Source organism: Cystobacter fuscus, from assembly GCF_044360685.1.
GTDB classification, from domain to species: Bacteria; Myxococcota; Myxococcia; order Myxococcales; family Myxococcaceae; genus Cystobacter; species Cystobacter fuscus_C.
The window spans coordinates 3,622,743-3,643,773 of sequence record NZ_CP043491.1 but is presented as its reverse complement, the minus strand read 5'-3'; the positions used below and the strand labels follow the sequence as shown (position 1 = coordinate 3,643,773).

The following is a 21,031-nucleotide window of genomic DNA, read 5'->3' as shown; positions in this document are numbered from 1 at the left end:
CGGGGTTGCTTCACCATGTAGGGGCAGGACCGCATATTGGCCCCCTCTGACTGGCGAGTGCCGGCAGTGGGAGGAAAGCCGTCATGCGATCCTATCGAGACAGATTCGCTTTCGTTGCGTTGGTCACCTTTCTGCTGGTCGGGGCCCATGCGCCAGCCGCTCCGCCCCATCAGCCCCCAGGCCCGATGCTCCCGGAGAGCATCGTTCAGCCCTTCCTCATCACCTTCGATCGCCACGACGTCCAGGTGATCGCCTTGCTCGCCAATCACCCTGGCTATGATGCCATCGAGGTGATGGTCACCCGGCGGACCGGGCGGCCTCCCCTGCTTCGAGCCATCATCACGCGGCTCGATGGCGTTCAGATCGACTTCATCAACGACGAGGAGACGGCGCGGGAGCGCGCCGCGGTGTTGACCCACCGGCAGACGCTCTACCGGCCCATGCAGTACGAGGAAGGAGAGCACAATGGCCTACCAACGATGCGGCTGCGCTTCACCTCTCATCAGGGCGAGAGGATCGTGCTCTCGTTCGAGGCCTTCTCTCCCCCCACACCCGAGCAGGGCGGGTTCATCAATCCTGGGAATCACGCGGAGGACTCCTCCCTTCCCGTGATGTGGGCAGGTACCAGCGCCTTCGCCCACCCCAACAGCCGGGTGACCGTGGACGGCACCTCCTATCAGCTCCGCCCCGCCCCGCAGCCAGGCGCGCTTCTCTTCATCTACTCGAAAGACTTCCTGCACGGCGTCATCCGAGAGGGAGAGCTGGGGTTGTGGCTGGCCTGGGCCCCCAAGCGCGTCGCGGTGGGTGAGCGCTGGCTGTATTGGGACAACCTGCGCAACCTGCACCAGTACGAGATCATCGGCATGGACGGTGACGTGCTCACCCTCCACAAGACCACCACGTCGTCGTTCCTGGCGGAGGAAATCCTCACGGTCCAGCGCGTGGAGGGGAAATTCCTGCTCCGTTCCGTCCGGAACACGGGTCGGCTCGGCAGACACGAGGACGTCCCGCCCGCCCCCAAGGGCTTCACCCTCCGCCTGTCCGCCCAGGAGGGCTTTTCGTTGTCCACGGACGAGCACGAGAACCTCGTGACGGGGACGGCCTCCCGGCAGGTGAGCGGCAACACGACGACGTGGAGCCTTCACCCCATGGACCCGCCCTGGACCCAGAGCCGCACGGTGCGTGCCAGCGTCTCCAGGTACGGGCACTGGCACCGCATCGAGAACACGGTCGGCGAGAACTGAGCGGCCCGCGCCGACCGGCTCTCTCGCTCGGCTCACTTCTTCACGAAGACATCCACGTCCGGCTCCTCCTCGAGCTGCTCCGACAGGAACCACTTCGCATCCCAGCGGTTGCGCAGCGTGGCCTCGAAGTGCGCCAGTGTCGCCGCCCGGACGAGCAGCAACTGCCGGGTCGCCCCCATGGTCTGGGTGAAGCGTTGGCTGCACAGGGGCGTGCAGCCCGCTGGTTCGATCACACCCGGACCGGCGCCGCGCCGGAGGTCATCCGCGAACCGGCTGTTCGGGGCATCCGGGCCTCCCGTGGCCCCGGAATCCAGCAGCGCCTGGCACTCCGGGGTGTCGGTGTTCTCCAGGAAGGGCGCTTCCCGGTTCATGAAGCCAGAATGGGTGCCGCCCAACAGCTCCACCAGAATCACCGGAGGCGGTGCCAGGGAGAAGACCCGTTCCGGCCCGGAGATGGGAACGAGCTCGTCCGCGGTACCGGAGATGATGAGCGTGGGCAGGGGACGCGCGAAGAAGGCCGGCCCGAGAATGCACGTGATGGCGGGTGCCTGGGCCACCGCGGCCTGGATGCCATCGAGCGCCAGGATGGGGTGATAGGCCGCGATGAGCGTCGTCATGCCACCCAAGGAGAAGCCGAGCAGCGCCCGGCGCCGCGTATCCACCGCCCCGCCGAGATCCGCGTTGGCGCCGGTGAGCTGGGCGACCTGGCGCATCACGAAGGCCAGATCCTCCGGTTGGTTGGCGGCATCTTCGAACGTCGGCCCTCCCGGCGCGTTCCTGTTGGTGAGGGGGAACAGCGGCGCGACGATGATGTAGCCGTGCGTCGCCAGGTGCTCGGTCACGTGGCGGGCCGTATCCCCGAGACTGGTGAGACCATGCGCGTACGCCAGCAGCGGGAAAGGCCCTCCGCTCGCCACGGGAATGCGGTCGTCGGGAGGCGGCGAGGCATTCGTGTCCGGAGGACACACGGGGTAGTAGATGCGCGTCGGCAGCGTCCGCTGCGGCGCCCCCGGGAAGGTCCTGTTGGGGGCCGTCGGGCGCGAGCTGTCCACGAAGACGATGTTCCGCGTGGCGAACCCATACGGTCCGCGGGAGCCAAATCCCTGCAGGCTCGCTGGAGTCGACGCCAATGGCAGCCTCGCACAGCCTCCCGGCGTGGGACCGTTTCCGGAGCCGTCTCCGTTTCCGGGAGGAGGCTCCTGCCCCTGCCCCGGTCCATCGGGCGAGCCTGGGAGCGGAGGCATATCGCAGCCCACTCCCAGCAAGGCCCCCATCATCAAGCAGAGCGCGGAGAAGCGCACGAGATGCGACCCCCTGCTCCGGCGCTCAAAAGATTCATCTTCTTGGAACATGCCTCGACCGTCCTTTTCCCTGACTTCATGGAGGGAGCCAGGGAACAACCGCTGTAAAGCCAGAACGCCTTGAGGGTTGTCACCCCGCGGGGCAATACGCGATGGAGAGTCATCGTTCCGCACACTCTGGGCTGGGAATTGTTGAGCAACCAGGAGCAACCCCAGCGCCACGGATCGAGCAGGCGCTGGCCAAGGCTTCGATTTTCTCGAAGCTTCATGGCCGGATTTTCTTTTGGCCGGGGGTTGGCACGCACTCCAGATTGAGCCGCGAGGAGTGCGCCATGAACTCTCCCCAGACCCGACCACTGACCGAGACCGCCCCCCAGGGCACCCCGTGGCACGCGCTGCCCCCCGAGGCGGTGCTCGCTTCCCTCCAGAGCCACCCGGAAGGCCTCTCCGAAGCCGAGGCCCGTGACCGGCTCGAGCGCCACGGCCCCAACGTGTTGCAACGCGTCTCCGGAGACGGCTGGCTCACCCTGTTGTGGCGCCAGGTGAACAACCCCCTCATCTGGGTGCTGCTCGCCTCGGCCGGCCTGGCCATCACCCTGGGCAAGGTGACCGACGGGCTCATCGTGCTCGCGGTGGTGGTGCTCAACACGCTCATCGGCTTCGTGCAGGAGTTCCGCGCGGGCAAGGCCATCGAGGCACTCACGCGGATGGTGCCGGAGAACGCCACCGTCCTGCGCAAAGGAAACAAGGTCACGCTCCCCGCCTCCGAACTCGTCCCCGGCGACGTGGTGCTGCTGGCCTCGGGAGACAAGGTGCCCGCCGACGTGCGGCTGCTCGCCGGGCGCAACCTCCAGGTGGAGGAGGCGGCGCTCACGGGCGAATCCGTCCCCTCCGAGAAGAGTCTGGCGCCCGTCGAGGAGAGCGCGGGCCTCGGGGACCGGACGAGCATGGCCTTCGGAGGCACGCACGTCACCTCGGGCACGGGCACCGCCGTGGTGGTGGCCACCGGCGGCGCCACCGAGCTCGGCCGCATCTCCCAACTGCTGCACGATGCGGTGGATCTGCAAACCCCACTGACGAAGGCGCTCGCCACCATCGGTCGTTATCTCACCCTGGGCATCCTCGTCATCTCCGCCGTCCTGCTGGGCGTGGGCCTGCTGCGCGGCTACGGCCTGGCCGAGTCGCTCCTGGCGGCCCTCACGCTGGCCGTGGCCGCCATCCCCGAGGGCCTGCCCGCCATCGTCACCATCGCCCTCGCCGTCGGCGTGCAGTACATGGCGGCCCGCCGCGCCATCATCCGCAAGCTGCCCGCGGTGGAGACACTGGGCAGCACCACCGTCATCTGCTCCGACAAGACGGGCACCCTCACCCGCAACGAGATGACGGTGCAGGCGCTGTGGACCCCCTCGGGCTCCTATTCCCTCTCGGGGGTGGGCTACGCGCCCCACGGTGAGCTGCGCCGCGACGAGCGGGCGCTCGACGCCCCGCCCGAGGATGTCCGTGAGCTGCTCGTGGCCGGTGCCCTCTGCAATGACGCCTCGGTCCACGCGAAGGACGGCACCTGGGAGCTGACGGGCGATCCCACCGAGGGCGCGCTCCTCGTGGCGGCGCACAAGGCCGGTTTGAAGGTGGAGCAATGGCGCGCCCGCCAGCCCCGCGTGGACGCCCTCCCCTTCGAGTCCGAGAACCAGTTCATGGTCACGCTCCACGAGGATGGGCGGGGCGGCCGGCAGCTGCTCCTCAAGGGCGCACCCGAGGTGGTGCTGCGCCGCTGCGAGCCGCGCGACGGCTTCGACGCCGGCACGGTGCTCGCCGAGGTGGATCGCCTCGCCTCGCGAGGCATGCGCGTGCTGGCCGTGGCGAGCAGGGCCATTGCGGCCTCACAGGGCCGTGTCCAACCCGAGGACGTGGCCGGCGGCTTCCGGCTCCTGGGGCTCGAGGGGATGATCGACCCGCCGCGCGAGGAGGCCATCCGCGCGGTGAAGGCCTGCCACGCGGCGGGCATCACCGTGAAGATGATCACCGGAGATCACGCGAGGACGGCGGAGGCCATCGGCGCGCGGCTCGGCCTGCTCGGGGAGGAGCGGGCGGTGACGGGCGCGCGACTGGCGGAGCTGGATGACGCGCGGCTGCGCGAGGCGGCCAGGTCCTCCAACGTGTTCGCCCGCGTGGCGCCCGAGCACAAGCTGCGCCTGGTGCGCGCCCTCCAGCACGAGGGGCACGTGGTGGCCATGACGGGGGACGGCGTCAACGACGCGCCCGCGCTCAAGCAGGCCAACATCGGCGTGGCCATGGGCATCACCGGCACGGCCGTGTCCAAGGAGGCCGCGGACATCATCCTCACGGATGACAACTTCGCCTCCATCGCCGCCGCGGTGGAGGAGGGACGGCGCGTCTATGACAACCTCATCAAGTCGCTCGCCTTCGTGCTGCCCACCAACCTGGGGCTGGCCCTCATCCTGATCGTCGGCGTGGCCTTCTTCCCCATCCTCCACGTCGCCGGCGAGCGAGAGCCCCTGCTGGCCATGCTCCCCACGCAGTTGCTGTGGATCAACCTGGTGGCCACGGTGGCGCTCGCGCTGCCGCTGGCCTTCGAGGCCCGGGAGCCGGATGTGATGAAGCGCCCGCCGCGCCGCCCGGACGCGCCCGTGCTCAGCGGCTTCGTCGTCATGCGTACCCTGCTGGTGGCGGTGCTGATGTGCGCGGGAGCCACCGGGCTCTTCCTCTGGGAATACCACACCGAGGCCGCGCGCTCGGGCCACGAGGTGGCCATCCGCGAGGCGCAGACCATGGCCGTCACCACGGTCATCATGTTCCAGATCTTCTACCTGTTGAACTGCCGCTCCCTGCGCGACTCCGTCTTGCGCATCGGCGTCTTCAGCAACCCCGTCGTCTACCTCGGCATCGGGGTGCTGGTGCTGCTGCAACTCGGCTTCATCTACCTGCCCTTCATGCAGGCGGTGTTCAATACCGCGCCGCTGACACTCGAGGCGCTCGGGCTGTGCGCGCTGGTGGGGGCCCTCATCCTGCCCGTCATCAGCGTGGAGAAGATGTGGCGTTCCCGGCGCGCGCGGCGCGAGCGGGGAACCGATCCACGGCTCGCTCCTCGATTGCCCCGGCGCGCAACGGTGACGTAGCGGAGGGGCGCCCCTCGGGACGGTCGCGGTGTCGATTGTCCATCACGGGGCGGCCCTCCACGGCCATGGTCCCCTCCCGTCCCTCTCTCCAGATTCCGAAGGGCCCCAGGCGGGCAGCGGCGCGAGGAACGTGAGCCCGGATGAAGAAGCTGGAAAGAGCCTTCGAGACGATCCTCTGGGCCAGCCGCTACGTCATGGTGGGAGGGGTCGTGTTCAGCACCTTGATGGCGCTGGGGGCCTTCTTCATGGCGACGGTGGATGCCCTGTCGCTCCCGGCGTTGATGCGGGATTACTCGGACACGGGGATCAGCGCGGAGCAGCGCGCGGAGGTGCGCGCCAAGGCCCTCACGCTCATCGTCAAATCCGTGGATGGCTACGTCATCACCGCCATCCTCCTCATCTTCTCGCTGGGCTTGTACGAGTTCTTCATCAGCAGGCTGGATGAAGCGCGGCAATCGCCCCTCGCGCCCCGCCTGCTCCACATGGGTGGGTTGGAGGATCTCAAGGAGCGCATCGCCAAGCTGCTCGTGTTGGTGCTCGTCATCGAGTTCTTCCAACGAGCCCTGCTGTTGCGCATCGACCGGGCACTCGACCTGCTCTATCTCGCGCTGGGCATCGTCCTCATCGGACTGACGCTCTACCTGGGCAAGCTCAAATCCCACGGGCCCTCCGGGGAGCACTGACCGGACGCGGCCCCCCTGCACTCCCAGGTCAGGCGGGGCTATTGGAACTGGAGACCACGGGCTCGGCGGGCCGCGGCTTCGTGCGCCAGTCGAAGTGCTCCTTCCACACGAGGAAGCGGCTCTCGAAGTAGCGGTGGCTGAGCCCCGCCAGGAGGACGGAGACACCCAGTCCGAGCACGAAGTTGACGAACACCCCCATCCCGGACCCCAGCGAGGACTCGAGCAGCGAGGTGAACGGCCTGGGAAGCGCCCGCCGCACGAGGTTGAAGACGAGCATGTGCAGCAGGTAGACGCCGTAGCTGACCGTGCCCACGTAGCGCACCCAGGACAGCCCCAGCACGGGCATCAACGCGTTGTCCGGGCGGATGCAGGTGGCGACCACCAGGGCGGTGAAGAGCAGCGAGAACACGCCCTTGGGGGTGGAGTCCCAGAAGAACGCACCGGCCACGAGCAGCAGCGCCAGCGGAGCGCTCCACGCCTGGCCCAGCACCCGGTAGAGCCAGGCGAAGCCCCGGGGCGAGTGGGCCACGAGGGCCGCCAGGCAGCCCATGCTGATGGAGGGATGGAAGCTGGTGAGGATGCGCCCCCAGAGCACGTGCGTGTCGATGTAGCCCGCGTTCACGGCCAGGGGCGCCAGGAGGGACAGCGCGAGCACCCCGGACATGAAGACGAACGCACCCGCGCCTCTCGCGTAGCGCATCACCGGGGGCCACAGGAGATAGAACTGCTCCTCGGTGGCCAGAGACCAGGCGAAGTAGAAGATGACGCGGCCCTCGAGCGAGACGAACCAGTTGGAGGTGTAGGTGAAGAAGGCGGGCAGGTTGTCGAGGAAATCCATCCGCGCCTGCACGTCCTTCTCGAAGAAGAAGACCAGCAGGGTGTAGAGCCCGAGCACCGCGTAATAGAGCGGGAAGATGCGCAGCGAGCGCCGGGCGTAGAAGCCCGTCAGCGAGATGTCTCCCTGGATGTCACGTTCGCGCAACAACAAGGTGGTAATCAGGAAGCCGCTGATGGCGAAGAACAGCGAGACGCCCTGGTTGAACCGGACGAACACACCGTGGTGGCTGCTGGCCGCGTGGTGCAGCACCACCGCCACGATGCTCAGGCAACGCAGCCCGTCCAATCCCCCGAAGAAGCGGGACTGGAGGAAGCGCTGGTGGGCGGACGAGAAGGACTCCATGCGCTGGGAGGTACCCCGACTTCTTGGGGCCATTCAAGCCAGAGTACCCCTCTTTTCACATCTGCCCGCGCCCCGCGGAGTGCGCCCCGCTGGAGCACGGGGAACCCGCGGCGGGCTCATTCCGTCTCCGTCCTGTTTTTCCTTCTCCCAGGAAACCGATACGTCACGGATGCGTCACGGACGCCTCCACTGTACGGGTCGGTTCCCGAATGAGGATGTCCGCTTGAACGATTCGATTCGCAGGGCGCGGTTCTCTGGCCTCTTCCGTCGTCAAACCCTTCCCCGTGTCCTCCTGACGCTGTCCTGCCTGACGCTGGCGGGCGGCGCCGCGGCCCAGCAGGGCCCCGCGTCCCAGCCCCAGGCGGATCCCCCCAAGGACGATACGCCGCGCGCACCCACCCTCAACCCGGCCACGACGGCGGCGCCCCCTCCCGCGGCCACGCCGGCCCCGGCCGCGCCGGCCCCCGTCCTCAACGCCGGGCCAGAGGGCTTCACGATCTCCAGCGCGGACAAGCAGTATCAGCTCAAGCTGCGCGGTGTGCTCCAGGCGGACGCGCGCTACTTCGCCGAGGGCAAGGAGCGCAACGGCAACAACACCTTCCTGCTGCGCCGGTTCCAGCCCGCCCTCGACGCCACCGTGGCGGGGCTGGTCGACGTCCGCTTCCTGCTGGATCTGGCGCCCAACGCCCAGCCCGTCCAGGACGGCTACGTGGACATCCACCCGGCGCGGGAGTTCCGGATCCGCGTGGGCAAGTTCAAGGCCCCCGTGGGCCTCGAGCGCCTGCAGCCCACCACGGCGCTGATGTTCCCCGAGTTCGCCCTGCCCACCAGTCTGGTCCCCAACCGGGAAGTGGGCATCCAGTTCTCCGGCGACATCGCCGGGGGGGTGTTGAGCTACGCGGTGGGCGCGTTCAACGGCTCGCCCGACGGTGGCGCGGCGGATCTCAACGTCGATGACAACGTGGAGCTGGAGGGCCGCCTCTTCTCGCACCCCTTCCGCAAGTCGGGGCTCAAGCTGCTCGAGGGGCTGGGCCTGGGCATCGCCGGCACCGTGGGCAGCGAGTACGGCACGCTGGGCGCGACCCAGGAGCCGACGCTGCGCGCGGAAGGGCAGCAGACCTTCTTCACCTACCTCTCGGGCGCGACCGCGGACGTCACGGTGCTCGCCAGCGGCCGGCACTACCGCTTCTCTCCCCAGGCCTACTACTTCACGGGGCCGCTCGGGGTGATGGCCGAGTACGTCGCCTCCACGCAGGACGTGCGGCGCGGTGGCGAGGAGGCCCGGTTGACCAACACCGCCTGGCAGTTGTCCGCCTCGTACGTGCTGTTCGGAGGCAAGGCCTCCTACGAGGGGCTCAAGCCCGAGCACACCATCAACCCCGCCGCGGGCCACTGGGGCGCCGTGGAGCTCGTGGGCCGCTACTCCGGGCTGCGCATCGATCCCAACGCCTTCCCGATCTTCGCGGACCCGGCCCGCTCGGCGAGCGGTGCCCAGTCCTGGGGCTTTGGCGCCCACTGGTACCTGAGCGGCAACACCCGCATCACCTTCACGGGGGAGCGCACCGCGTTCACCGGTGGCGCGGCGGAGGGCGGCTCGCGGCCCACCGAGTTCGTCTTCTTCAACCGCGTCCAGGTCTATTTCTAGACGCCCTCCCCGTCCGAGCGGGCCTCCACGAGCACCAGCGGCTCCATCTCCACGAACCGCCGCCAGAAGCCGGCGGTCTCCGGGTCCTGATGGGGACGTGCCCTCACGGGCACCCACTGGAAGGAGGAGAAGCCCGCCTCGCGGAAGGCCCACTCATAGGACTCGGGGGACAGGTAGGTCTGGGTGAGCTGGAAGCTCGTGCCGTCCGGGTTGAAGAAGGTCAGGGTGATGAGGCTCCCCTCGGTGCGCGGAGAGGAGACCTGCTTGGTGAGGCCGTAGGGACGGTAGTGCGCGTAGTGCTTCGGATCTCCGCGCGGGTTGTCGGCGACGCCCACGAAACGCCCGCCCGGCGCGAGGTTGCGGTGGATGGCCCGGCAGAAGTCCAGGAGCTGCTCGCGAGTCCGCGCCTGATTGAGCAGATAACAGCCCACCACCCGGTCGAAGTCACCCAGGCGCTCGAGCCCGGCCACATCGCCCACCGCGTAGGTACACCCGAGCGGCTCGTGGCGCTCGGACTCCTGGGCCAGCTCGATCATCGCCGGGGACACGTCCACCCCATGGACGGTGGCCGCGCCCCGCCGCTTCATCTGCCGGCTGTAGAAGCCCTCGCCACAGGCGAGATCCAACACCCGCTTGCCTCGCAGCTCGCCCAACTGCTCGAACAGGCTGTAGTGCTCGAGCTCGAGACGGAAGGGAATCAACTTGGACTGCTGGTACTCCTCGGCGAGGGAGTCGTACTCGGCGGTGTGTCCCATGGGCCCTCCAGCAAAGGAGCCGTGAGCACTCCAAGTCATACGAGGAGTGCCAGCCCTTCAAAATGAAGGAACTGCTGCTGTACAAGCATATTGGAAGCCACGCGAATAGCCCCGGTCCCTTTTCTCCGAATACGAGGAACGGGGAGCGGCGCCACCTGGCCTGTCCATCCAAGGCGTCTCGGGTTAGACTGTCGCGTGCCCCCTATTCGCATCGGTCAGAGAACACCTTCGGTCCCAGGGGAGATGAAGGCGCGCGAGGCGGCGCCCACCGCCGCTCCCCAGACCGCGCATCCCGCCCCTCCAGCCGCCGCGCAGCCGCGCAAGGCCGGCGGGGAAGCCCGCTTCCAGAGCAAATTCGGCGCCCCGGTGCGCCGCAATGCCTCGGCGAAAGCGAAGAACTTCGTCACGCCCCCTCCGCCAGGACACACCTCGGCCCAGGCCAGCGCGATGGGCGATGACGAGTTGCGGCAGGCCCTGGACGCGGCGCACGATCTCATCCACGGGGGCAAGGCCAGTGGCTCCCAGGTGGACGACTGGATGGCGCGGGCGCGTCAGCTCGCGAGCGAGCACGACAACGACTTCGACGCCGTCAAATACGCCCTGCACTCCGAGATGTTCGCCAAGACCCAGGGCGCGTCGGCCCCCTCCAACTCCGCGCAACACACGCAGGGCGACGCGGGCTTGCGCAAGGCCCTGGACGAGGCGTACGCGCTCGTCCACGGCGGCAAGGCCAGTGGACCCAAGGCCGAGGCCCTGATGGCTCGGGCGAAGCAGCTCGCGAGCGAGGGCAATGATCTCAACGACATCAAATACACCCTGCACGCCGAGATACTCTCCGAGAAGACGGGTCAGAAAATCACACACAACAAGACCAGTGGCGACAACTCCTACGCCCAGATGGCCTTGAACTCCCAGATTCTCAACGGCGCCATGTCCCCGGGCGGCTTCTCCTCGGGGATGAGCATGGGAGATCCCCTCTCCTACGCCGTGAACAACCACTCCCGGCAGTCCATGCAGAACCAACTGTTCGGCAAGATGGCCACGGTCAAGTCGAGCGCGCCGCCCGCGCCCATGTCCAACACGAACCTGCGCCGGGCCGTGGACGATGCGCACCGGCTCGCTTTCGGAACGAACGCCAGCGGCACCAGCGCCAACGACTTGATGGCGCAGGCGCAGGGGCTGGCGGGCCAGCACCACAACAACTTCAAGGTCATCCAGCTCGCCCTGCACGCCTTGATGATTGGCATGCTCCCCCCGCCCGCCGGCGAGACTCCCGCGCCGCTGTCCAAGGACAAGTTGCGCCAGGCGCTGGACGAGGCGCACACGCTCGTCTTCGGCAAGAGCGCCAGCGGGACCCGGGTCGACACCTGGATGGCCCAGGCGGGTGAGCTGGCGAGCCAGCTCAAGAACGACTTCAACGCCGTCAAGTTCGCCCTGCACGGCCTGCTGCGCGGCAAGCCGCTCCCCGCCCCTGGCGCCAGGCCCCCACCACCGTCCGATACGGAGCTGCGCCAGGCCCTGGACGACGCGCACCAGGTCGTCTTCAAGGAGGCCGCCAATGGGCCCCATCTCAATGCCTGGATGGCCGAGGCGCGCAAGCTGGCGGGCCAGCACGGCAACAACCTCGATACCGTCAAGTTCTTCCTGCACTCCCAGATGCTCGAGCTGAAGTAACCCCCGTGGGGCCGAGGCCCCGTGGGCGCTCCAGCCCCCTCAGTCCTCCAGATCGGGACGGATGGAGCCCGCCTGGGCAACTCCCGCGAAGGTGGACTGGATGCTGCCCATCAGAAACGCGCGCGACATTTCCTGGAGGGCGCGCCGCTGATCGAGCGCGGGATCCGTCTCCGCGGCGCTCCCCGTCCCCTGAGCGGAACCGGACTTCATCGTCTGCTGGGCGGCGGAGACGGCCGTCGAGACGATATCGCGGCCGGAGACGAGGGGCGCATTGCCTGACTTCGACAGGGCCGCCGCGCCGCTGGTGCTCGCCTGCACGCGCGGGAGGAAACTCGTCCCCGAGACCTGCCGTGCCGTGGACGGGGTCGGGGTGGTGGGCATGCGGGGACCGGTCGGACCGGTGATGGTGGACATGGCGCCTCCTGGGGGAACACCTCACCTCCCCTACACGGAGGACAGGTCCCTCCTCCATTATCGCCGAGACCGGCCCCGGGTTGCCTCATCCGCGCCCACGTCCGCTCTCCCTCGGTCGCGATCCACGCTATGGTTGCACCAGAAAGGCGGACATCCCATTTCCGACAAAGACGGGCGCTCGCCTCCTCCTCCAGGCGATCCCTCGAGCCACCCCGGCACGGGACGTCCGAGCCCACAGGAGCAATCCCGGCAGCCGGGCCAGCCCCCTCCCCAACGCCGTCCAGGCTTCACGGGCAACTCCGAATTCTCATCCTCCAAGAATCCACTGATCGCGGGTCCCGGGCCCAACCCACCCCCCGCTGTCAACCAGCCCCCTCCAGTCCCTCAGGGCCCACCAGCGCCTCACGGCGGCCCACCAGCGCCTCACGGGGGCCCGCCAGCGCCTCACGGGGGCCCGCCAGCGCCTCCGCCAGCCCCTCCACGCCCTTTGCGGTTCCGCGACAGGTACAGCGAGCGGCCCAAGAAAGACCCCGTCAAGCTCCTGCCTCCGCTCAAGGTCCATGTCCCGCTGCGGCCTCGCCACGGAGGTTCGTTCTATGACAGCTCCGGGAGGAATCCAGCACCCAGCGGTCCTTCGCGGCCCGAGTCCCCTCCTCCGGCCTATCGCCTCGGCATCGCCAAACAAGAGGAGTTCACCCATTCCTGTGGCGCGACGGGTCTGCTCTGTGCCGCGATGGAGTTGGGACGTACCGAGCTCTGGAATGGCAGTCCGCTCGACACCGTGCCCGGGCAAGCCGAGCGTTTCTTGTTTCAGTGCATCAATCGAGTCCCTCCTGATCGAGACCTCCAAGAGGAAGTGGAGTCATTGCCTACCGGGCTCATCGACGCGGCGCGCCGGCTGGAATTGGATGGCCACGTGCATGTGGTGCCCCCCATCACCTCGAGCCTGGTCGCGATGTTCGGCGAGGCCATCATGGAGGAGCTGCAGTCCATGAGGATTCACCTCCAGGACGGACCCGAAGAGCCACTCGGCCCCCACCAACGCAGGCTCCGCGCGGTCGTCTTCGTCATCCACCCGACCGGGCCCGAGCCCGCCCCCAACCGGTTGCGCTACGTCCTGGAGCGCCCGGATGGCACCGTCATGGATCCCGCCACGGGCCGGAACCACGAAGATCCCCGCCAGCTGAACCAGATGACGAAGACGGGGCGGTACGCCGACACGGGCGTCTCCGTCGTCATCACCGACCCGCATTGGAAACCCACGGGCCGGTCACATCCGTGATGCGGGCAGCGAGAAAGGTGTATGGCAATCCGGACGGCGACGGGGAGGCCTCAATCCAATCACAGAGGATGAGAACCGTGCCGTCTCGGCTTCCAAGAAACAGCGAGTCTCGCGGCGGGCGACGCTTGCTCGGCCGCTCGGCACGGCCCGCCCGTCCCTACCTCAGGCAGAGCGCTCCGCGCTCGCCATCAGGGTCTCGATGCGCTCCATGATCTGCATCTTGTAGACCTGCGAACCACACAGGGGACACTCCCCTTGCGGAATGTTCGTGAGCACCACACTGCGCTGATCCAAGACCACATCCACCTCGATCAGGCGGTGCTCGTAATTCCCGGTGCAGGGGCACTGGCCGTAGTCGAACTCACTAACTCCGTAGCTTCCACTCATGGGGGTCTGATAAATAGCACGTACTGTGATCAAAACAAACCGCCCCCCTCATGGATCCCCGCGCCTGCCCGGCTCGTCGAAAGGCCCACAACGGACGGACAGGGCCCGGGGCCGGGCTCCGGCGGGAAAGACCTCCAAGACCGACGCCACCCAGCACATGGAGGAGGCCGAGCTCGAGGGAGACGAGCGGCCTCTCGAGGGGGAGGACCGGAGGGACGCGGGCGACGAGGCCCTGATCAAGCTCAAGGAGTACCGGCAGGACCGCCAGGAGTTCAAGTCGAACTCCGAGGGAGATGCGTCACACGGGGGCAAGGCCGTCGAGGCCTTCATCCCGGGGCCGAACACGCCCCAGACGCGCAAGCCCGCCCTCGAGGCGCAGAAAGCAGCGCCGGGCACCCCCACCAAGCCCGCGGAGGGCACTGCCACCTCCCCTTCCGCCAGCGCCGCGCTGCCGCGGATGGACGACCAGCTCGTACTCAACTCGGCCAAGAAGCCGGACCTGGAGGGCGAGCAGTCCCACGGGGGAAACTCGCAGCGCTCCCTGGATCAGCGGCTCACCGCCGAGATGCAGAAAGCAGCGAAGGAAGACCCCAAGCGGAACGTCTACGGGTCCATGATCAGGAAGCCGACCGGAGAGGCGGCTCCCTCGAGCAGCACCGCGCCCACCGCCTCCGCCGCGCCCACCGCCTCCGCCGCGCCCACCGCCTCCGCCGCGCCCACCGCCTCCGCGTCCCCGCTCAAGACAGCGGGAGCGCAGCGGACCGGACAGGTCGCTCCTCCGAGAAGCCCCGCGCCCTCTTCCGTGGCCGCCTCCGCGCCCATGCGCTCGTCATCCCGGATGCCAGATGCCCGGACCCTGCTCAACACGGGCAAGCCCGTGGGAACGTTCTTGAGCGAGTTCCCCGCCAATCACCCGGCGCTCACGGCGGCGCTCACGGGGGCAGTGGCCGAAATCCAGCAGCGCGTGGCGGGGATGAAGGGCGTCGGGCGCGTGGTAGCGGGCAACTACAAGGGAGAGTCGGTTGTCTTCGTTGAAGCCAATCGCGGGCGCCTCAAGGACTTCCTGAGCGTCCTGCCGGACAAGATTCAAGACTTCGGGGTGGTCCTCAAGTACCTGGTGCAGCCGTCGAAGCCTCCTCCCGGGGGAAGCACATAAGCGGAGTGCACGAAGGTGGTGACAGTTGTCACCACCCTGGGACCGCGGTCACCAGGAGAAGAAGGGGGAAAAGAGGGGTGCGAGGGGCACCTTCCGAGCGGTCTCCGAGGGAAGCCCTCACGCCACTCCGGATCGGAAGACTGGCACACTCCTTGGACATGGACAGGGCAGCTCACCTCTCCTGGAGTTGCCCCGTGTACAGCCACAAGTATGGTAGCGGGTCTGCTTCTGCTTCTTCCTACGCCAGGTCCTCGAGCCGTGCGCCTTCGCACGCCAGACGCACGGACTCTCCCCCACGGGCATCCCATGTCGTCGCCCAGCATTCCAGCGATGCGGTCGAGCACGACGACCACGATCAGTACGCCGACTACCGCCCGGAGGACCGTCAACGGCTGACCAGCTACGACGCCCATCCCAAGTGGAACACCTACGGTGAGAGCCCCTATGCGCAGGTCCAGGACCACTCGCTGTATGGGCGTCGCGGCCCCGAGCCCAAGCATGTCAGGCAGTCCAACCTGGGCAACTGCCACATGATGGCATCGCTGGCGGGTGTGGCCAGCGACCCCAACGCCATCAGGAACATGGTGCAGGAAGCGGAGCCCGGCAGGTACCATGTCAATCTTCACGACCCCGAGACCTTGCGTCCCGTGCGAGTCCATGTGGACGACCACCTCCCCACGGACATGGAGCCCGACTTCCACAGGTCCCGTGGAAAGAAGGTCATCTGGCCTCAGGTGGCTGAACAGGGCTACGTCAAGCTTCACGACGCCCGGGAGTCCGTCAAGAGGAACAGGGACACGCGCGAGCGACAGACCGCGGGGTATGGGGGAATCGAGGGAGGAACGGGCATCGGCGCCATGCATGCCTTCACGGGGAGGCGCGCGGATTACCTGCCCATCCGGAACATGTCGGACGGGGAGTTGCTCCATCACCTCAACAAGGCAAACACTCCGGGCGTCGCGGTGCTCGCCGGGTCCAACTTCGATCGCACCGAAGGGATGAAGTCAGGGATTGAGACCCGGCACGCCTACACCGTGGTGGGCACCCGGTTCTCCCGGAGCAAGAACGAGTACATGGTGGAGGTGCGCAATCCGCACGGAGGCACCCAGTACCCGGTTCTGGGCACCCATGGCGAAACCGTCGAGATGTCGCTGCGTCGATTCAGGGCCACTTTCGAGACCGTGACCACTCCGATCCCGTAGCCCGCCACGGCTCGCCCAGGCCGAGGAGAGACGGGCTGGAGACGAGAAAGACCTCCAGCCCCCCGCCGTCCTACTTCGCCGCGCCGCTCGTGGTGACTCCGCCCTGCGCGGGGCTCGGCAGGAGCGGCGGCCTATCCTTGCCCTCCTCGGCCCGCTGAAGCTCGATCTCCTGCAGCAGCATGGCCGGCGCCACCGTCGACACCGGCACGTTGCCACTCTCCGCGCCACAGAAGCCGTTGAACACCCCCTGCTTGCGGCCCGTCGCCATGATGCGATTGACCGCCGACAGCGGCGTGCCCACGATTTCCACCCCCCGCACCAGCGTCTCCTCGCCCGTCTTCACATCCACCCGGAACACCATGCGCGGCACGCCCTTGAACGCCTGGTAGCCATAGCTGGACGTGTTGGTGTTGCCCCCGGTGATGTCCCGGATGATGAGGCCATACGGCTTGCCCTGCCGCTTCGCCTCCGCGATGAGCTGCTTCTTGAGCTCCCCGTCATCCAGTTGCTTCGTGGAGTCGACGATGAGGTTGGCCATGCGCGCCACGGGCTTGGCCGTCCCCTGGCTGCGGCCATGTCCGTTGGACTGCAGGAAGCCCTCCACCGGCCGGCGCGACAGCAGGTAGTTGCGCAGCACGCCCTTTTCCACCAGCACCGTGCGCTGCCCCTTCACCCCTTCCTCGTCGTACTCGTAGAAGCCGTTGAGGGGCTCGCCCTTGAGCGCGCGCACCGTCGGGTCATCCACGATGCTCAGGAACGTGGGCAGCACCTGCCGGCCCACCTGGCCCCGGAACGTCTTGCCCTCTCCCTCCCCATCCTGCCGGTCGCCCTCCAGCCGGTGCCCCACCGCCTCGTGGAAGAGCACCCCCGCCGCCTCGGCCGCGAGGATCGCCGGGCCCGTGTAGGGGTCGATGACCGGCGCCTTGCGCAGCGCCTTGAGCTCCTCGACGATGCGCGTGGCCGCCGCCTCCAGCGTCTTCTCGTCCGGCAGCCCCGCCTCCGTGGGCGCGTAGTAGTTGCGCGAGTCGTCCAGCAGCTGCCCGTCATCGGCGCGCGTCACCGCCGTCACGTGCACGCCATACATCACCTCCTCGGAGAGGATGCGGCTGCCCTCGGAGGACACGAAGTAGCGGCCCACCTTGTCCGCCGTCACCCGCACCTCCGAGTCGAAGATCTCCGGGTGATCCTTGAAGCGCGCCGACAGCTCACGCGCCACGCGCGCCCAGCGCGCATGGTCGAAGGGGAAGGCCACCGGCGGCTGGATGGAGCGCACCGGCTTCTCCTTCGAAAAGGACGGCGGCTGCTTCGGGTCCTCCACCGTGTAGACGTTCTCCCCCTTCTTCTTGAGCAGCTGCGAGAGCGAGGCTTTGTACTTCTCGTCCGTGGCGAGCCACAGCGCGGTGCGCAGCGCCAGCGACGAGTCGTCCAGCGGCCCTTCCTTGTTGACGACGTAGCTCGTGCCGCGTCCGCCTCCGACGAAGTACGTGTATTCCTCGGGGCCCGAGTTGTCGAACTCGTACGAGCCCACGCGCGTGTCCACGTACATCCGGCGGTAGCGCGAGGTGTTGTCCAGGAAGAGCGAGCCGTAACGGGCGACGAGGCTCGTCTGCTCCGTGTCCTTGAGCTGGTAGCTGATGAAGTACGGCGGCTCGTGGTTCTGCAGCTTGAGCTGGCGCTGGTTGCGCTGAAGCTCCTCCTCCATCGCGTCCAGCAGGGACACGCGAGCGTCCGGCGCGGGCGTGGCGGCGGTGAGGAAGACGGAGCTGGCGAGCAGCGCGAGTGCGGATGAGGTTCGGGTTTTCACACCGCGACTCTATCCCGACTGGCTCCCTGGGGGGTCGAGGCGATAGAGGACCCGCCAGGTATGGACCGGAGAGGCGACGTGCTCCGGAAAGGAGTCTTTCGTGGACGGCAAGGTGGTGGTCATCACCGGCGCGAGCGCGGGCATCGGCGCCGCCCTGGCCCAGGTGCTGGGAGCGCGCGGCGCCCGGCTGGTGCTCGCCGCGCGGCGGGAGTCCGAGCTGCGGCGTGTGGCTGCTCGCTCGGGCTCCGAGGCACTGGCCGTGCCCGCGGACGTCACCCGGCGTGAGGACGTGCGGCGGGTGCTGGACGCGGCGCTCGCCCGCTTCGGCCGCGTGGACGTGTGGATCAACAACGCCGGGCGCGGCATCACCCGGCCCGTCTCCGCGCTCACCGACGAGGACTTCGACGAGATGATGCGCGTCAACGTCAAGTCGGCGCTCTACGGCATGCAGGCGGTGCTGCCGCACTTCCAGGCGCGCGGCACGGGGCACCTCATCAACGTCTCGTCCATGCTCGGGCGCGTGCCCCACGTGGCCGAGCGCTCGGCCTACAACGCCGCCAAGCATGCCCTCAACGCGCTCACGGCCAACCTCCGGCAGGAGGTGCGCGAGCGCTTCCCCGGCATCCACGTGTCCGCCGTGCTCCCAGGCCCGGTGGCCACCGACTTCGGCGACAACGCGCTCGGAGGAGGCCCCGACTCGCGCGCCATTCCCGGAGCCCAGGGCGCCGAGGAGGTCGCCGCCGTCATCCAGGAGCTGATCGATCGGCCCCGCGGCGACGTGTACACGCGGCCCGAGCACGTCCAGGAGGTGCTCGCGTATTACGCCTCGCCGGACACCGGCGCGCCCCAGGACTCCTGACGCTCCCCCCGGAGCGTCCGGCGCGCTCACACGCGCTGCGCGTAGAACTCGACGATGAAGGGCACGTTGACGTCCACGGGAATCTCCTCGCGCTCGGGCACGCGCGTGTAGCGCACGCCCCGCCCCTCCTCCACCACCACGAGGTGGGCCGGAACGCTCCGGCCCTTCATCCGCTCGAAGCTGTTGCGCACGACCGGCAGCTCCCGGTGGTTCGGGCCGAAGCACACCTCATGGCCCGGCCGCAACCGGAAGCTGGGGATGTTCGTGCGCACCCCGTCCACGTGGACGTAGCCATGGCGCACGAACTGCCGCGCCTGGCGGATGCTCGTCGCCAACCCCGCGCGCAGCAGCACCATGTCCAGGCGGCTCTCCAGCTGTTGCAGCAACACCGTGCCCGTGTTGCCCGGCGAGCGGCGCGCCTCCAGGAACGCCCGGCGGCACTGATTCTCCAGCAGGCCGTAGAACAGCTTGAGCTTCTGCTTCTCGCGCAGCCGCTGCCCGTAGTCGCTCACCGAGGGCCTGGACGCCGCCCCGTGCTGCCCGGGGGGGTACGGCCGACGCAACACCGGATCCTTGTCCGGATCCTTCGCGGAGATGTTCGACAGCGCGACTCCCAGCCGACGGCACACCCTGCCGCGAGGTCCCGTATCTCGTGCCACGTCCGCTCCTCCTCACCTGGCGCGTCCCGCCAAGTTGAAATTGAGAATCAGTATCATTCTCAATTACAAGACGGAGCGGCCCGCCGTCAAGGGCGACGGAGGCACCCCGGGGCCTTCCGTGGGGCGTCCGACGCCCCAGGCCCGCTGGCGGACCTAGTACGTCTCGACGATGTGGACCGTCCTCAGGAAGCTGCCGGAGTTGTCGATGCAAGCCGTGGCGCCATTCACGCCACGAGTCCAGAGCGTCACCTCGTGCGAGCCGGGTGCGAGGCCAGGGAACTCCAGGTACAGATTCACCGGCGCATCATTCGCATCGTGGAGCGTGGCACCGAACCACAGGCCGGACGGCACGGGCATCGACGCGCCATCGATCCGGACGTCGAAGCTGCAGTAGCCGCCAACCCCCTCCGTCCGGATGTGCGACTGCCAGGTGAGCTCAATCACGGTGTCCGCGAGTTCCTTGGTGAAGGTGCCCACGGTCCTGAGGAGTCTGGGCACGTCCGAGGGCTCCAGGTCCTTCACTTGATTCGTGTAGAAGAGCGTCGTCCGGATGGGGACGAACGGCGCGGAGGAGCCGGGAGGCCCGGCGGGGCCCACCGGCCCCTGCGGCCCCATGGGTCCTTGTTCCCCCGCCGCTCCCCCTGGTCCGGCGAGCCCCTGCGGCCCCTGGGGTCCTCGTTCCCCCGCCGGCCCCTGCGGCCCCATGGGTCCTCGCTCCCCCGCCGGCCCCTGCGGCCCGGGTTCACCTCGAGCCCCCGGTCTGCATCCCGTGCCGAGGAGTAGAACCGCCAGTAGAAGCGGAGTGGCTCGCGACATTCCAATCCCCTTGCGCTGATGACTTCGCGGAAGAACATCCTTGAAGAACCACGCGGGATTGAACGACTTCACGGCATGGACGACCGCTTCAGTGTGTCGTGAGCACACTCAATTCATCCACGAGTCGACACACTCGACGCCCTCGGGCCCGCTCACCACTTGAGGCGGTAGGTACAGGCAGTGGCGCCGCGGGTGCGGCAGTCCTCGGTCTCGTGCTCGATGCGCAGCCGCAGCGTCCCCCGGCCCGTGAAGCGCGCGTAGAGGCCCTCCAGCACGCCCTGGTTGAAGTCACAGGGATAGGGATTGTCACACCGCATGCGCGAGGACTGCCCGTCCACGGGCTCGTGGTGGTAGCCGCCAATGTGTTCCGCGCCCTGGTGGTTGGTGCGGTAGGCCGCGTTCATCAGGAACAGGGCCATCGCGAAGCTGGTGATGTGGGGCGGAAACGCCGTGTGCCGGGGAACCTGCTGGCCGATGGCGCGCACGGTGACGCGGCCCACCCGCCCCTGGATGTCATCCAGACAACGCAGGACCTCCGGCAGGGGATAGCCCGGCCGGGGCGAGGAGGCCGAAATCCCATGCGAGGCCAGGATGCGCAGCACCTCGGGCCGCACGATCTCCACGGAGGCGATCAAGGCCTGGACGATAGGCCCCTGGACCTCGACGCCGGGAGTGGGATTGCCGCGAGCCATGATGTGCCTCCGCAAGACTGGGACGGCGCAGTCAAGCACGCACGCACGTGACTCCTCAAGTCATCCGCCACGCCCAAAAGAAACAGGCCCCGCCGCGACGCCCCCTTCGAGGCGTCACGACAGGGCCATCCACGCGGCTGG

At 68.1% G+C, this 21,031-nt stretch carries 18 protein-coding genes; 9 read left to right on the top strand and 9 right to left on the bottom strand.

Going from position 1 to position 21,031, the window contains the following annotated elements:
• Positions 1-83 precede the first annotated feature (83 nt).
• Positions 84-1,244: a hypothetical protein gene (locus F0U63_RS14975; protein WP_395846584.1), complete on the top strand. Its 1,161-nt coding sequence runs from the start codon at positions 84-86 to the stop codon at positions 1,242-1,244.
• Between the two features lie 32 nt (positions 1,245-1,276).
• On the opposite strand, the gene F0U63_RS14970 is transcribed toward F0U63_RS14975, so the two are convergent.
• A complete protein-coding gene (locus tag F0U63_RS14970; protein WP_395846583.1) occupies positions 1,277-2,374 on the bottom strand; it encodes an alpha/beta hydrolase family protein in 1,098 nt (365 codons plus the stop codon).
• A gap of 503 nt (positions 2,375-2,877) precedes the next feature.
• Between F0U63_RS14970 and F0U63_RS14965 the strand changes: the two genes are divergently transcribed.
• Positions 2,878-5,682 carry a cation-translocating P-type ATPase gene (locus F0U63_RS14965; protein WP_395846582.1) on the top strand — a complete coding sequence of 935 codons (2,805 nt, stop codon included), beginning with the start codon at positions 2,878-2,880 and terminating at the stop codon, positions 5,680-5,682.
• A 140-nt stretch (positions 5,683-5,822) separates the two neighbouring features.
• Positions 5,823-6,365 carry a YqhA family protein gene (locus F0U63_RS14960; RefSeq protein ID WP_395846581.1) on the top strand — a complete coding sequence of 181 codons (543 nt, stop codon included), beginning with the start codon at positions 5,823-5,825 and terminating at the stop codon, positions 6,363-6,365.
• Between the two features lie 28 nt (positions 6,366-6,393).
• On the opposite strand, the gene F0U63_RS14955 is transcribed toward F0U63_RS14960, so the two are convergent.
• Entirely contained in the window at positions 6,394-7,578 is a 1,185-nt protein-coding gene (locus tag F0U63_RS14955) for an acyltransferase family protein (protein WP_395846580.1), read from the bottom strand.
• A 190-nt stretch (positions 7,579-7,768) separates the two neighbouring features.
• Here F0U63_RS14955 and F0U63_RS14950 point away from each other — a divergent pair, with 190 nt between their 5' ends.
• Entirely contained in the window at positions 7,769-9,190 is a 1,422-nt protein-coding gene (locus tag F0U63_RS14950) for an OprO/OprP family phosphate-selective porin (protein WP_395846579.1), read from the top strand.
• Here F0U63_RS14950 and F0U63_RS14945 read toward each other — a convergent pair.
• Complete coding sequence (locus tag F0U63_RS14945; protein ID WP_395846578.1) at positions 9,187-9,945, bottom strand: class I SAM-dependent methyltransferase; 759 nt, start codon at positions 9,943-9,945, stop codon at positions 9,187-9,189. The two genes, F0U63_RS14950 and F0U63_RS14945, sit on opposite strands and share 4 nt — an antisense overlap.
• A 243-nt stretch (positions 9,946-10,188) precedes the next feature.
• On the opposite strand from F0U63_RS14945, the gene F0U63_RS14940 reads away from it, so the two are divergent.
• A complete protein-coding gene (locus tag F0U63_RS14940; RefSeq protein ID WP_395846577.1) occupies positions 10,189-11,619 on the top strand; it encodes a hypothetical protein in 1,431 nt (476 codons plus the stop codon).
• A 39-nt stretch (positions 11,620-11,658) separates the two neighbouring features.
• On the opposite strand, the gene F0U63_RS14935 is transcribed toward F0U63_RS14940, so the two are convergent.
• On the bottom strand, positions 11,659-12,033 hold the full coding sequence (locus F0U63_RS14935) for a hypothetical protein (protein ID WP_395846576.1): 375 nt from the start codon (positions 12,031-12,033) through the stop codon (positions 11,659-11,661).
• A gap of 865 nt (positions 12,034-12,898) precedes the next feature.
• On the opposite strand from F0U63_RS14935, the gene F0U63_RS14930 reads away from it, so the two are divergent.
• The gene (locus tag F0U63_RS14930) at positions 12,899-13,315 is read left to right on the top strand and encodes a hypothetical protein (protein WP_395846575.1); all 417 of its coding nucleotides are present in this window, start codon (positions 12,899-12,901) and stop codon (positions 13,313-13,315) included.
• A gap of 162 nt (positions 13,316-13,477) precedes the next feature.
• On the opposite strand, the gene F0U63_RS14925 is transcribed toward F0U63_RS14930, so the two are convergent.
• Positions 13,478-13,702, bottom strand: a complete 225-nt coding sequence (locus tag F0U63_RS14925) for a hypothetical protein (RefSeq protein ID WP_395846574.1) — start codon at positions 13,700-13,702, stop codon at positions 13,478-13,480.
• A gap of 157 nt (positions 13,703-13,859) precedes the next feature.
• On the opposite strand from F0U63_RS14925, the gene F0U63_RS14920 reads away from it, so the two are divergent.
• Positions 13,860-14,858 carry a hypothetical protein gene (locus F0U63_RS14920; RefSeq protein WP_395846573.1) on the top strand — a complete coding sequence of 333 codons (999 nt, stop codon included), beginning with the start codon at positions 13,860-13,862 and terminating at the stop codon, positions 14,856-14,858.
• 194 nt (positions 14,859-15,052) lie between these two features.
• Positions 15,053-16,060 carry a C2 family cysteine protease gene (locus F0U63_RS14915; RefSeq protein WP_395846572.1) on the top strand — a complete coding sequence of 336 codons (1,008 nt, stop codon included), beginning with the start codon at positions 15,053-15,055 and terminating at the stop codon, positions 16,058-16,060.
• A gap of 70 nt (positions 16,061-16,130) precedes the next feature.
• Here F0U63_RS14915 and F0U63_RS14910 read toward each other — a convergent pair whose 3' ends face one another.
• Positions 16,131-17,864 (bottom strand): TldD/PmbA family protein, encoded by a 1,734-nt coding sequence (locus tag F0U63_RS14910; RefSeq protein WP_395846571.1) that lies wholly within the window; start codon positions 17,862-17,864, stop codon positions 16,131-16,133.
• Between the two features lie 100 nt (positions 17,865-17,964).
• Here F0U63_RS14910 and F0U63_RS14905 point away from each other — a divergent pair, with 100 nt between their 5' ends.
• Positions 17,965-18,723, top strand: a complete 759-nt coding sequence (locus F0U63_RS14905; protein ID WP_395846570.1) for an SDR family oxidoreductase — start codon at positions 17,965-17,967, stop codon at positions 18,721-18,723.
• 26 nt (positions 18,724-18,749) lie between these two features.
• Here F0U63_RS14905 and rpsD read toward each other — a convergent pair whose 3' ends face one another.
• The 3 genes from rpsD to F0U63_RS14890 all read right to left on the bottom strand — a co-directional run bounded on the left by rpsD (position 18,750) and on the right by F0U63_RS14890 (position 20,890).
• Positions 18,750-19,382 (bottom strand): 30S ribosomal protein S4, encoded by a 633-nt coding sequence (gene rpsD, locus F0U63_RS14900; protein WP_395846569.1) that lies wholly within the window; start codon positions 19,380-19,382, stop codon positions 18,750-18,752.
• 153 nt (positions 19,383-19,535) lie between these two features.
• Positions 19,536-19,997, bottom strand: a complete 462-nt coding sequence (locus F0U63_RS14895) for a hypothetical protein (RefSeq protein WP_395846568.1) — start codon at positions 19,995-19,997, stop codon at positions 19,536-19,538.
• Positions 19,998-20,350: 353 nt separating this feature from the next.
• Entirely contained in the window at positions 20,351-20,890 is a 540-nt protein-coding gene (locus F0U63_RS14890) for a hypothetical protein (protein WP_395846567.1), read from the bottom strand.
• Positions 20,891-21,031: the final 141 nt, after the last annotated feature.